Origin of the sequence: Cellulomonas cellasea (genome assembly GCF_006538745.1) — a bacterium.
In the GTDB taxonomy this organism is placed as follows: Bacteria; Actinomycetota; Actinomycetes; order Actinomycetales; family Cellulomonadaceae; genus Cellulomonas_A; species Cellulomonas_A cellasea.
Genome location: NZ_BJLR01000028.1, coordinates 111,704 through 124,377, shown reverse-complemented (window position 1 = coordinate 124,377; position 12,674 = coordinate 111,704). Strand labels below are relative to the sequence as shown.

The following is a 12,674-nucleotide window of genomic DNA, read 5'->3' as shown; positions in this document are numbered from 1 at the left end:
GGGTCGTTGTCGCGGACACCGCCGAGTTCGGCTCACTCGGGGACGCGCGACGACCCATTTGGACCGCCGATCTCTCCGGCGACGGCAGGACCGACGTGCTGTTCTACGCACCCGACACCCAGCACTGGTGGCGTGGCGCGTCCGAGGGAACCCGTCTCCAATGGTCTGTCGTGCTCAACACCACCAAGTACGGCGAGGTCGTGCACGGGCACGTCACCTGCGTCGCGGACTTCACCGGCGATGGCATGGCCGATGTCCTGTCGTACTCGCCCAGCGAACGAACATGGTCGCTGGGCTCATCCCGGCCCGAGGACGGCCTGCTGTTGTGGCGGCCCATCGTGAGCACCCTGCCATAACTACTTCGCGGGTAGGGGGCATCGTCGACGATGCCGTCGTCGCCCGGGCTGCCGGCGATCTAGAGCCTCCCGATCTAGAGCCTCCGACCATTGGGTATAGCTGCCCTGGCACGCGTCTCCCAACCGCCGTGGAAGCATGTACGCATGAATGCACCGCGGACGCGTCGGCCCTGGCAGGGCTTCGTCTCGTGGTCGGCGCGAGTGGAGGTCCGTGTCGGGTGGCGCGACGACGGCGCCACCTCGTCCGGCACTTCCGACGGACCCTCAACTCGGGACTCCGCTCGACCCTGCTCCAGAAGCACAGCGAGAATTAGCTACTGTTGGACGCGAAGAGCCCGAGCGAGACGAGGTCCCACAACCCGCCCCAATTGAATCCTCTGGGATCGGGCGTCCACTCCTTCCACCACGTCGACCGAACCCGACCGGATCGGTCCGTTCCGAATAGGTTGAAGTGTGTGGCCCACGTGTGATCGTTCCCGTCAGCGTCGATCGTCTCGTCCAAGACCTGCGCAGTCAGTTCGCAGATTGGATCGAGCGCCGATCCCGTGGAAGAAGCCCAAGGAAATCCCATGTCCTGCCTTTGAGCGAACCGCTTGCCTAAAAACTTCCAAACCGTACCATCGGAGTCGATGACATAATCCGAGTCAGGATAAAGGCGATAACCGGTGTCATCGGTGTATCGGCTGCGAACGGAAGCAACTTTCTGGTTCCTCGGAAGAGGAGGCGCCGTCCAAACTGACCAGGAAGACCGGTCAACCATGCTGGTGTAGGCCAGGCGCCAACGCCCATCGGGACTAGCCACATTAATGGTGGAGGATGTGACGCCAACCTTTGAGCCAGCCACTGCCTTGAGCTCGGAGTGCAGTGACTCCCATCGATGCCAACCACCCGCGTCGGCGTCGTCGCGAAAGGTCCCGTGAACAAGTCCGTTGAGGTCGGTGGTAAACAAGGAGGCGCTTGCTGAGTATCGCTCGGCCGTTATGGCTCCTCCAGGAGCCATTCGAACAGCCGCGTCGACGTTCACTTCAGACCATGGCGCCCACCATTTTCCGGCCTCGTCAAAGCGGGCCGTCCAGACATAACCATTCGCGTCAATCGCGAACAGTTCGTCCAGGCCAGCACCACCGCCATCGAGAAGGAGGGTGATGCGTGCTCCAGGGTGCATCTTTCTGTCTCCGTGCACCGCGACCCATGGGGCCCACACCCCCTGATCCGCATCGAAGGAAGTAGTAAGCACGGTGCCGTCGCTTGCGCTCGCATAGAGCTCGACTCGTCGCTCCGACCGCTGGCACAGCGTGACTTCCGCGCCGGGGTGCATCTGTTTTCCCGAGATGGGAAACCAGGAAATCCATCCTGACTCCGGCTCATAGTACGTGGACCACACCATCCCTGCGCCGTCGGTGACGTATAGATCAACGTGTCCAGGGAAGGGCCTCGAGGGGGTCACGGTAGCTCCAGGGGCGAACTGCTGAGTCCCAATTGTGAACCAGGTAGGCCAGAGGCTTTCAGCTTTTAGCCTGGTCACCCATATCTGTCCCTGCTGGCCGGTTGCGAATACGGCAGTGTGGTCGCCGACCATCAGCAAAGCTGTTGTTCTTGCGTTGCCATCGAGACCGGCCGGCGTGTCTAGAGAGGACCAAGGGCGCCAAACGGCCTCTTCGTTGGTGAAGCACGTTCGCCACACTGTGCCATCGGATGTTGTTGTGAATATGTCCACGCGGCCTTCGCGAGGGGAAAGTACGGAGATGTTAGCGCCGGGATGCATCCTGTGTTCTTCGTGGATGGTGAACCATGCGCGCCACGATCCGTCTTGGAAGAATGTACTCCAAACCGCTCCAGTGGCGTCTACGGCGAACACGTCGACGTGACCCTCAAATGGCGTGAGGGCAGCAACCGTTGTCCCTGGGAGCAGCCCGAACGACACAGGGGAGGGGGTGAACCATTGATGCCACGCAGCGCCTTCGTCGCGGAAGGTGGTCCATACATCGACGGCTCCAGTGGGATCTTCTGCGTGCGCGCCGACCACGAAGAGGTCGATGTGGCCGGTGAAGGGCACGATAGCGGTGATGCGGGATTCCGGGGCCACCCGGAGCCTATCGCGATCGACCTGTTCCCAGGGGCCCCAGCCGACGTCCTGTGAGTCCGCGTCGAAGGCGGTGGTCCATACGATGCCGTCTGCAACAGCGAAGATGTCGACGCGCCCTTCGCGAGGGCTGACGGCAGCAACGGTTGCACCCGGGCCGAACCTGGCAGTCTCGGGACGGATGGGATACCACTCGCGCCAGCCTTGACCATCTTCGAAGTAGGTCGTCCAGACAACCCCGTCGGCACTCATCGCGAACAGGTCGACGTGACCCTCGAACGGGCGCAGCGGCGTAACGGCTGAGCCGGGGTGCATCTTTACGCCAGCTCCAATAGGAACCCATCTCTGCCATTGACCGTCACCTTCGCGGAAGGTGGACCACACCGTGCCCGTGATGTCGGTGGCAAAGAGGTCTGCATGTTCTGCGTAAGGAGCCAGGCTACTAACTGGGCCCTTGAAGATGGGCTCCGATGTCAAGCCGAACCAATCGCGCCAACCCGTGTTAGCGTCAAAGAACGCTGTCCATACGGTGCCGTCTGTCGCCGTGGCGAAGATGTCGACGTGCCCCTCGTATGGGGAAAAAGCGGTGATGGTAGCGCCTGGATCAATGCGAAACTGATTCGAGCCGATAGGGAACCATGGTTGCCAGACGTCGTTTTCGCGGAACGTTGACCACACGGTGCCGTCGGCGCGAGTCGCGAAGATGTCAATGTGCCCCTCGAAGGGTGAGAGCGTAGCAACTTTCGCTCCGGGTCCGGTGATGAACTCTTGGGGCCGGATAGCGGACCAGGCAGTCCACGCCCCGTGGTCAGTCGCGAATGACGACCAGACAACGCCATTCGTATCCGTGGTGAAGAGGAAGGTTTGGCGCCCCTCAGAATCGGCGGCGATAGCTGTTATTGTCGCCCTCGGGTGCATTTTGACCGTTGCGTCACCGTGCGGAATTGGTGACCAATGCCGCCAACCACCGGAAACGTCATAGTAGGTGGTCCACACTGTGCCTCGTGTATCGGTGGCGAAGAGGTCGACGCGATCTCCGTCAGGCGAACTTAGTGCTGATACGGTCGCACCCGGATGAGTTCGGACCTCATGCTGCTCATGATGGATTGGTATCCACGGGCTCCAGCCATTGACCGCGCCGTCGTCAGACGTGGCAAAGAACGCGGTCCAGATGGCTCCGTCGGGCCCGGTTGTGAATAGATCGACGTGACCCTCGAAGGGCTCAATCGCGAAGACTTTCGCGCCTGGCGCCATTCTGACACTAGTGTCTAGCGAGAGCCAATCTTTCCAAACGTTTGTATTGGGCGTGTTCCGGAACTCGTGGAAATAAGTCGTCCAGATGATTCCGTCCGCACTGGTCACGAAGATGTCAAGGTGGCGGTGTTTGGCGGGTATCGACTGTGTGGATTCTTTTGCGAGTAGCCCTGTGACCGGAGCGCCCGGGTGCGCATTCGGCCTGCCGGGGATCCGGAACCAGGGGTCCCATCCAGTCGCTGCTGAGAATGGGGCAGACCATACCTCGCCATCGCGGTCTGTGACAAAGAGGTCAACATGACCCTCGAATGGTTCCACCAGAGCCACTTCGACGCCTGGGTAGAAAGTCAAGTTGGGGCGAACGTGGAACCATCCGGACCGGGGGTCCATCTTGCCTCCTTGGTGATGGCTACGGTGAGGCGCGCGGGCGTGGGCTAGGAAGTCGCCTAGCTCCCTATCAGGTGTACTCCGCTACGTGTGCCGAATCAATCGAAATCGCAGCCCCTACGGGCAGCGCGCGTATGGTTTTGCGCGCCTTTTGCCCGGCTGTAGATGCGCGGGGCCTCGGACGGAAGGGGTGCTCCACGGAGTATAGAGTGTTCAACGGGGGCGAAGCGCGCAGGATAGGGGGCGAGGTGTGACAGGTCGTGGCAGAGGTGAGTTGATGAGGCCGACGTCGGCGTTACACTCGAGTAGTTCTCGTATCGCGCCTCTCACGCGTGAGCACGGACGGAGCACATCGGCGCCCACACCGATCTGAGGCCGGGAGCCCGCACTTGAACGAGCGTCTAGTACGCCCCTGTGAGACGCATCCGGGGAGGCCGCGGGTCAAGCCTCGTGAGAGGCGTTTTGGCTCGTCAGCGGCCCGCGCAACAACTTAGAAGATTCATCGAAGCGGCCACCGAAAGCCTGTACGAAACCGCCGTACTTTAGTCCGCTGTTGAATGTGCTCGTGACGATGGATTGTGAGGCATCCGAGGCGGGGGAGCGGCGTGGGTCATGAGGTCAGGTACGCCCGGGTGTCGACGGCGGGGCAGTCGACGGACGCGCAGTAGGAGGCACTGCGCGCTGCCGGGGTCGAGCGGGTGTGGCTCGAGACCGCCTCGGGTGCGTACACCGCGCGTCCGGTGCTCGAGCAACCGCTGACCAAGGTGCTCCAGCGCGGGGACACGCTCGTGGTGGTGCGGCTGGACCGGCTGGACCGGCTTGGCCGGTCGCTGCGGCACTTGCTCGACGTCGTGGAGCAGCTCGCCGCCGCTGGCGTGGGTCTGCAGTCGCTGCACGAGGCGATGGACACCACGACCGCGTCGGGCCGGATGGTGCTGTCGGTGTTCGGTGCGCTGGCGGAGTTCGAGCGCGAGCTCTTCTGTGAACGCACCTGGGCCGGCCTCGAGATCGCGAACAGCCGCGGCCGCCGCGGTGGCCGAGGCGGTCGCGGAGTGGAAGGCCGCCCGCCGCGGTCAGCGCCCGGTCGCCCCGGGGCGCGAGCACGCCGAGCCGGACCCCGAGCTGTGGCAGCAGTACGCGCGCGAGATCGGCCAGCTGCGCGACCGGTTGCGTGCGGTCCGGTCGACGACACCGCGACGTGGGCGCGGGTCGCCCGGGAGACCTCCGGCGCGTTCGCCGCCTGGTCGACCCGCGTCGAGCCCGTGCCCGGCCCGTTCGCCGCGACCTCCGATGCCCTGGCCCGGTTCGGGACCACCCGGCCCAGCCGCGTGCCGAAGGCGTCACCGTCGGCGGCGGTGAAGGGCGCGTCCTGGATGCTGCTCGCCGCGGCACACGGCGGGCAGTCCAAGACCGCGCAGGCGGTGATGTTCCGGCAGATGGTGAACCTGACCCCCGCCCAGTACGAGGCGCACCGGGCCATCGGGCCGGCGCAAGCCGCCGCGCAGATCGAGCGCGCCGTGCGTGGGCAGCTCGCGACCATCGCGGCCGGGCTGCCGGCCATTGACGCCCACGGGCGTCTGGTGCCGGAGAGCGACGTCGCCCTGGCGCGACGGATTGCGTCCACCGGGCAGGCACCCGCCACGGCGATCGGGTCTCCGGTCCCGAACACCCTTGAGCCGGCCCGGGAGGCCGTGCACACCGCCCCGACCCTCGACCAGGGCGGCGCGGGGCACGAACGGTAGGTCAGGTCAGATCACCGCCGGCGTACGTCGCGGTGAGCCAATGCAGGGGGAAGTGATGGGTGAGCGCGATGGTCGACAGTGATGGGGTCGAGGAGCTCCTCGACGAGAGCGCGCGGGCCGCGGTGATGGTGGCCAGCCAGGTCGCCGAGCCGCTGCGGCGAATGGTCGCCGACGAGCGCCGCGAGGCGCAGGCCCGCGCCGAGGAACGCGCCCGCGACCTCGAGCAGCGAGTGGCCGCCGAGCGGGCGGCCGCCCGCGCCGAGCTCGCCGTCGTCGCCCACGAGGACTGGTGGGACAAGGCAACCCAGCAGGACATCGCTCGCGCCTGGACGGTCGCAACCGCGTGGGCACCGCTGGATAAGGACGCCGCCGCCGCGGCGCAGACCATCCGGACGCAGGCGCAGACTCGCTACGGTGTTGACCTCGAGGTGGCTGCGCCGGTGGACTCGAGCACCGCCCGTGCAGAGCGCGCCGACCTGCGAGACCCGTACCGCCGCGGGGCGCGGCGTAGCGACGTGCCAGCTCGTGAAGACACGTCTGTTTCGCCGGTTCATGTCGAGCAGGCCGCGGGTTTCGCGGGAGCCGCGGTCGATGCTGACCGCGCCCGCCGGGCTTCGCGCGCCGACGAGCTCACCGCAGTCGCGATCCTCACCGACCACGACCCAACCGGCGATGCGGCCGGCGTCGCGCTGTACGACAGCGCCGAACGGCGAAGCGAGCTCGCGGACCGGCTCGAGCGCGCAGGCGTCGATGTCGAGATCGTCGAGGCGCGTCTCGTCGCAGACAAGGGCTTCGCGGCCGCACCGGCCGCAGCTGTGGCCGCGTCGCCGCGCGCCAAGTCGATGCGCGGGCCTGGCCCCCAGGTCCGGCAGGACCTATAGGTCGAGCTGGGGCGCTGAACCCCGACACCTACGGTGAACCTCTGCACCGGGGTACGCCGCCTGCGATGCTAGGTGCCGGTCAACCCCACAGTGATCGCTTGGTGTCCCGTCGCTTCAGGAAGGGCGTCGTGGTCGTCGACCTCGCGCCCGGCACGCACCAGCTGACCGCCGTCTACGACGGCTCCGCGAAGGTCAACGGCGCCGCGACGAAGACCGTCGAGGTGCTCGTACCGATCGCCTGACCGCGCGCACTGGAGCCCCCGCCGCACACCCGCGGTCGGGGGCTCCGGATGTTCTGCGCATGGTCCCTGGCGGACAGGCGCAGGGTGGGCATGGCGAGCACGAGCTCCATCGAGCGGATCAGCGTCAAGCTGCCGCCTGGGTTCGCCCCTGCCCGCCACCGCACTGCGCTGGTCAGATTGATCGCCCAGAAGCACGGCGACGGGTTCGAGATCCAGCACATCGCCCCGGCCGAGCGGGTCGCAGTCGCCACCCGGCGCCATCACCGAGGTCACCGCCGCCGCGAAGACCAAGGACGCCGTCGAGTTGGGCCTGGCGCGCGGGACCAAGCCCGCCGACGGGGACAAGGTCGCCGGGAAGCTCGAGGACCAGAACCCCGGCTGCTACCTGACCGGGTTAAAACCGTTCCTCGGCAAGCCCACCCTGACGAAGATGACCGACGGCCGCCCGCTGCCGCGGCGCGGTCCCCGTCGCCCTGTCCGTGAAGCCGTGGGACGTGCAGGTCACCCCACGTCCCGACGGCGGGTTCAACCTAGTGGCCTCAGGCTCCTCGTCCCGCCACTCCTCGGCGAGGACGGCGTACACGTACTCGTCAGTCAACTCGCCTTTCCACCAAGCGGATCTCCGGTGGTGCGCTTCGCGGCGCATGCATGCCGACGCGCTCGAGTAGTGCCACGGAGCGGTCGTTGCGGGTGTCGCAGACCGCGGTGATCCGGTGCATGCCGTGCTCGGTGAACAGCAGCGGAATGACCGCGCGCAGTGCCTCCGTGGCGAACCCGCGGCCTTGCGCGTCAGCCGCGAGCGTGAACCCGACTTCGGCCTGACGGGGATCGTCCCCGTCGACGCGGACCGCGACGTCGCCGATCAGCCGCCCGGCGGACTCGATGGCGACCTGGAGCCAGGAGCCGGGCTGCGCGAACCGCACATCGCGCATCTCGGCGGTGAGCGCCTGGGCGGTGTCCACTGCGTAGGGCGTCTCCCACGACTGGTAGCGGGCCTGCATCGGATCGCTGCGGTACGCCGCCAGGGCCGCGGCGTCGCCGCTCGCCATCGGGCGCAGCACCAGGTGCTCGGTGACGGCGAAATTCTCCGCAGCCATGTCCTCGGCTCCTTGGGACCTCCGAGACGGAGAGCGTCAGGCGTCGCGTCGCTGCAGCGAGACGACGGGCGCCGCGAGGGGGACGACAGCCCAGGCGGCCATCACGATCAGAATCGCGTGTGCGGACGGTGGGGCACCAGCATCAGGGCAACCAGCACTGACTACTGCGAGACACGCTCTAGGCGTACTCCGGATCGAGCTCTTCCAGCGTGGCGCGAAGTCGGACGGACAACCGCTCGGCTACCTCCCCGTCCCCGAGCGCCTTCGCGGCGCCGATCGCGTCGTCGTAGAGCGTCTCGGAGCAGGCCTCGGCGAGCAGACCACGCGTGGCCGCCAGGATCGCCCCCCGGGAGTCACCGAGGGTTTGGAGTCGTCTCGACAGGATGTGCGCGACGTCGATGATCGCGGCGACGATCTGCTGTGTGTCGTGCTCGGCCCAGCTGTACTCGCTACCGGCGATCCCACACAGCGGGCGATCGCGCACGAGCTCGAGGGCTTCCCGCAGCGCCTGAACCTCGTCTGTGCCGGTCGCGAGCCCTCTCTCTGCCAGGCGCCGGAAGTAGTTCCAGTCGCAGGTCACGTCGGGGCCGAGGTGGTAGTGGCCGTCGGCGTCGACGGGTGGGAGGTTGTGAGCTCCGACCCGTTGGCGGGTTCGATAGATGAGGCTGTTGCGGGTCTGGTTGTCGACGCGTCGCCCGTGCCAGAGGACGTCGTCGAGCTCAGGGCCGGTCGCCCTACCGCGCAGCGCGAGGTAGACGAGGAGCTCGGTCGAGCGCTTGCCGAGCGGGCGGGCTCCGGTGGGTAGTCCGAGGACCTCGATGGGACCCAGAACGTTGATGCGAAGTTCTGTGCCGGTACCCATGCCTGCACGCGAGGGTGCGTCCGGGGCTGAGATCGCCGCCAGCGCGTGGGCGGATTCGCTGTCGTCGACGTCGCTCGACTGCGCGTCGAGCCCCGACAGCGGAGCAGAGCCTGCTTCCGCGGTCGCCAGTAGGTCAGCGATCCGAGCCAGGTCCTCCGCGGTCAGCCGAGACACCGTGAGCTCCGTCCCTGCTGGCTCGAGCGTGGCAGAGCCGTCGGCCTCCGCCCTGAGCGTCCAAGAGCCGTCGGCCTCCGCCCTGAGCGTCCAAGAGCCGTCGAGCGAGCGTGTGGTGAGCAGGACCGATCCGGACCAGGGCGTCGGTGGGCGCCAACCTTCGTGTCCGGAGGTGTCGAGGTAGACGACGGGCAGCCAGGTGTCGGTGGCGGTGCGGTCCGATCGGGCTTGGAGGGTGTCGTCCACGCCGTTGGCCCCGAGCACCGCCGCGATCGACCGGGCTCGCTCGGCGTGCTCGGCAGGGAGCGCCGTCGTATCGACGCAGTGCAGGCGCGCGGCGTCGGACGTCGCAGCGAGCGCCGCGAACTCGCGCCCGGTGACGACACCGACGCGGCCCGTGAAATCGCTGGTGGCGAGCTCGGTGACGATCGCGCGAATGGTGTCGTGGGCGGCGTCGGGGTCGCCGATGACGGAAAGGGTGCCGGCCGCTTCGAGGTTGGCGATGACGGTGGCGTCGGCGGTGTGTCCGACGGTCACAAGTGCGGGGTATGGCTCGGGCCGGTCGGGGTCGTCGTCGAGCGGGACGTCGTCCGCCAAGGTGGCGGTAGTGGCGGTCCAGAGGCGGGGACCGTCTGCGGTGAAAGGCTCGAGCGGTTCGGGATCGTCGTCGGCGAGGTGGAGCTCAAGGCGCGTGTCGCTCAGGTGGAGCGTGGTGATGCGGGGGAGGTCCCGCTCGGCGCCGTAGGCGCGGGTGGCGAGGTTAAACAGGGCGGCCTTGAACTGAGGGATCGACAGCGGGGTGGTGGCTGTGCGGAGAGTTCGTTCGGCTTCGTCGGTTGGGGTTCCAGGGGTCGGGAGCGGGATGCGTTCGCCGGTGCGGCGTCGGCGGTGTTGAAGGCGGCGGCGCCGGGCGAGCTCCCCGATGACGCCGGCAGCCGCGAAGGCGGTGAGGCCCAGGACGAGCTGGGGGACCGACGAGGCCGGCTCTGCGTCGTCGCTCGGACTGTGGCTCTCGCTGCCGTCACGTTCCCGGGTGTGGCCCCGCGGCACAGATGGTTCGTCCTCGGTCGGCGGCACGGACTCCGGCGAGGGCAAGCCATCCGGTCCCCGCTGTTGCTCTCTGAGCGGTAGTGGTCGGTCACTAGCGTGTGTCGGCGGTGCAGCGGCCAGAACCGGTGCTTCGATGGCGGAGAGGGGCTGCCCGTCGGCCGTAAGGTCGAGTGCCGAGAGGGTCAGCTTCCAGCCAGGGTGGATGAGGTCGGGATCGCTCAACGCCCGGCCGTCGTCTTGCGGAACGCCGGCGTTGAGGTCGAAGACTGCGGGGTACTGCGCGCCGTCGCCCAAGTGTGTGGCGGCGATGTCCCACAGCGTGTCGCCGGGGACGACCTCATAGGGCGTCAGCGCTGCCGCGGGGAGACCAGCGCTCGCCTGATTCCCCGCCGAGACGACCGGGAGGTTGACCGCGTCGGCGGGGAGTCGCAGGTGCCAGCCGGGGTAGATCCAGTGGCTGTCGGTGAGGGTCTGGCCGTCGGGCTGGGGTTGGCCGAGGTTGAGGTCGCGGATCTCGGTGTAGCGGTGTCCGGAGGACAGGTGGCGCTCGGCGAGCGACCACAGGGTGTCACCGCGCTCGACGGTGATGACCGGGTAGTTCGGCGCCCGCCCGACGCCGATCTCCTCCTGGACCGCAGGGGACGGCGTTGTCAGCGGCGACGCGGTCGGTGCGTCGGATGACGAATCCGTCATCGTCGCGCCCGCCTCCGTCACTTCGCGGTAGGAACCCGTCATCGCCTTCGACGTACCCGTCATTGAGGAGTTGTCCTCCGCCGAGGTCGGCGCGCTCGCGATGACGGGTGGCGTGCCGGCGCTGGACCCAGTGACGGGTGCGGCCGTGGTGAGCAGCAGCCCGGCGGTCGTCACAAGTGTGCTGGCGAGGCGTTGAGCCCCGATCAGGAGCGGCAGCGACGGCGCGGACACGTGGCGCACGCTGGCGACGGCCTCGATGACGACGCTTGCAGTGAACGCGGCCCAGCCCATCCATGCGATGACGGCCAGGAGCCCGAGCAGCAGCGAGCCCTCATCCGGTCGGAGCAGGGCTTCGCCGATCGCATCCCAAGTCGGCCAGGCCTGCGGGAGGCGCAGCGGGGCGATGACGGCGAGCAGGAGCGGGACCCCGACGACGAACCCGACCAGCGCGAGGACCGCGCTGAGGCCCCGGGCTAGGTCCCCGATGGTGCGAGGTCGGGGAGGGGCGGGCGTGTAGGTGGGGGTCATGGCTGCTCCGCGGAGATGCGGTGGATGAGGCGGGCCTCGCTGTAGCCGGTGGCGGTCACGCTCGGGATGCCGATGAGCGAGACGAACACCGTGGGCGCGGTCGTGGTCACAGTGACCTCGACGGCGGTGCCGTCCGGGCTGATCTGCACGGTTCCGGGCAGTCCGGCGGCGGCGAGGTAGGCGTTGGCTGCGTTGACGGCGGCTTGTCGGTCGACCCGCACCGTCTGCGTGCCGACGACCGTGGAGAGTGCGACCTGTTGGCCGGCGGCTCGTGCGGCCTCGGCGGCGACGGTGTCGGCGCGTTGCGCGGCCCGGATCTTGACGCCGCCGTCGACGACAAGGCCGATGAGGACCAGGAGCCCAAGGGAGGCGACCGCGACGAACACGCTGATGGACCCGGCCTCCCGGTCGGGCTGCCGGACGTGGCGCGGCTGGGCGGTCATCGTCCGCGGAACCGGTCGACCGGCGAGGTGGCCGTGGCGGTCAGGGTCCGCGCACCAGGCAGCCCCGGCAGTGCGAAGTCGGCGAACGACACGGTGCACGTCAGGGTGACCGCGACCGTGGCGGGTTGCCTGACGCCACGGGCGAGCCCGGAGGTGTCCACCGTCGTGCTGGTCGCTGCGCAGCGCAGATCCTGCCCGTCGAGCTCACGCGCTGCGGCGGCGGTGGCTGCGGCCTGTGCAGCGGCGCGGGTGCGCATGAGGGAGGCCTCGCGTGCCGCGGTGGCCGCCGCGTGCTCGAGGGCACCCGAGGCGACCTGGACGCGGCCCCCGACGACGACCAGGCCCAGCACGAGCAGGAGCGCGGGGGTGATGATCGCCAGCTCGAGCGTGGCGCTCCCGCGCTCGCGGTCCCAGATCGGCTCCGTCATGGTGCACCTGCTGTCGTGAAGCGCTCGATCGGTGCCTCGGCGGCCTGCCGGACCGGCGGCCCGGGGATGCCGGGGAGGATCGAGATGGCGCGTCCGGTGACCTCGACCCCGACTTCGCCCGGACCGGCGCTCATCGGGGTGGTGGCGACGTTGACGAGGGTGTCGGCGCCGTGCGCGTCGACGAATGCTCGTGCCGCCGCGGGCGCCGTGCTGTGGTCGGCGTCGTAGGAGCGGGCGACGCTGACACCGTGCTGGGCCGCGGCCAGTGCGAGGGAGCGTGCGTGGAACCAGAGCCCGTACTGGACGAGCGAGGTGACCACGAGCAGGAGCGCGGGGAACAGGAGCGCGAGCTCCACGCTCGCCGACCCCCGCTCGGGTTCACTCCTCAAGGCGCGCTGCCGTCGCCTCGACGGCAGGGCCGCCGAGGTGCCGGTCGCGCACAGTGTCGCCATCG

At 68.1% G+C, this 12,674-nt stretch carries 10 protein-coding genes; 4 read left to right on the top strand and 6 right to left on the bottom strand.

Going from position 1 to position 12,674, the window contains the following annotated elements:
- Nucleotides 1-356 (top strand): FG-GAP repeat domain-containing protein (locus CCE01nite_RS15085; protein WP_141372637.1); only part of this gene is annotated, 356 nt, incomplete at its 5' end.
- Between the two features lie 310 nt (nt 357-666).
- Here CCE01nite_RS15085 and CCE01nite_RS15080 read toward each other — a convergent pair.
- On the bottom strand, nt 667-3,435 hold the full coding sequence (locus CCE01nite_RS15080) for a PLL family lectin (protein ID WP_141372636.1): 2,769 nt from the start codon (nt 3,433-3,435) through the stop codon (nt 667-669).
- 1,319 nt (nt 3,436-4,754) lie between these two features.
- Here CCE01nite_RS15080 and CCE01nite_RS15075 point away from each other — a divergent pair.
- The 3 genes from CCE01nite_RS15075 to CCE01nite_RS21400 all read left to right on the top strand — a co-directional run bounded on the left by CCE01nite_RS15075 (nt 4,755) and on the right by CCE01nite_RS21400 (nt 6,945).
- Nucleotides 4,755-5,822, top strand: coding sequence for a recombinase family protein (locus CCE01nite_RS15075; protein WP_281282400.1), 1,068 nt, complete (start codon nt 4,755-4,757; stop codon nt 5,820-5,822).
- 59 nt (nt 5,823-5,881) lie between these two features.
- Complete coding sequence (locus tag CCE01nite_RS15070) at nt 5,882-6,703, top strand: hypothetical protein (RefSeq protein ID WP_141372635.1); 822 nt, start codon at nt 5,882-5,884, stop codon at nt 6,701-6,703.
- Between the two features lie 98 nt (nt 6,704-6,801).
- A complete protein-coding gene (locus tag CCE01nite_RS21400; RefSeq protein WP_170223979.1) occupies nt 6,802-6,945 on the top strand; it encodes a hypothetical protein in 144 nt (47 codons plus the stop codon).
- Nucleotides 6,946-7,535: 590 nt separating this feature from the next.
- Here CCE01nite_RS21400 and CCE01nite_RS15065 read toward each other — a convergent pair.
- From CCE01nite_RS15065 to CCE01nite_RS15045, 5 genes are all read right to left on the bottom strand, one after another.
- Nucleotides 7,536-8,042, bottom strand: a complete 507-nt coding sequence (locus tag CCE01nite_RS15065) for a GNAT family N-acetyltransferase (protein WP_218026483.1) — start codon at nt 8,040-8,042, stop codon at nt 7,536-7,538.
- 178 nt (nt 8,043-8,220) lie between these two features.
- Nucleotides 8,221-11,349 carry an AfsR/SARP family transcriptional regulator gene (locus CCE01nite_RS15060; RefSeq protein ID WP_034624185.1) on the bottom strand — a complete coding sequence of 1,043 codons (3,129 nt, stop codon included), beginning with the start codon at nt 11,347-11,349 and terminating at the stop codon, nt 8,221-8,223.
- Nucleotides 11,346-11,792 carry a pilus assembly protein TadG-related protein gene (locus tag CCE01nite_RS15055; RefSeq protein ID WP_034624187.1) on the bottom strand — a complete coding sequence of 149 codons (447 nt, stop codon included), beginning with the start codon at nt 11,790-11,792 and terminating at the stop codon, nt 11,346-11,348. Before CCE01nite_RS15055 ends, CCE01nite_RS15060 begins: the two co-directional genes overlap by 4 nt.
- Complete coding sequence (locus CCE01nite_RS15050) at nt 11,789-12,220, bottom strand: TadE/TadG family type IV pilus assembly protein (protein ID WP_034624191.1); 432 nt, start codon at nt 12,218-12,220, stop codon at nt 11,789-11,791. Before CCE01nite_RS15050 ends, CCE01nite_RS15055 begins: the two co-directional genes overlap by 4 nt.
- The gene (locus CCE01nite_RS15045) at nt 12,217-12,576 is read right to left on the bottom strand and encodes a TadE/TadG family type IV pilus assembly protein (protein ID WP_034624194.1); all 360 of its coding nucleotides are present in this window, start codon (nt 12,574-12,576) and stop codon (nt 12,217-12,219) included. The genes CCE01nite_RS15050 and CCE01nite_RS15045 overlap by 4 nt, the downstream gene beginning before the upstream one ends.
- Nucleotides 12,577-12,674: the final 98 nt, after the last annotated feature.

Coding starts and splice junctions, on each gene's coding strand:
- CCE01nite_RS15060 (WP_034624185.1), bottom strand. CDS start 11,349: ATGACCCCCACCTACACGCCCGCCCCTCCCCGACCTCGCACCATCGGG.
- CCE01nite_RS15050 (WP_034624191.1), bottom strand. CDS start 12,220: ATGACGGAGCCGATCTGGGACCGCGAGCGCGGGAGCGCCACGCTCGAG.
- CCE01nite_RS15065 (WP_218026483.1), bottom strand. CDS start 8,042: ATGGCTGCGGAGAATTTCGCCGTCACCGAGCACCTGGTGCTGCGCCCG.
- CCE01nite_RS15055 (WP_034624187.1), bottom strand. CDS start 11,792: ATGACCGCCCAGCCGCGCCACGTCCGGCAGCCCGACCGGGAGGCCGGG.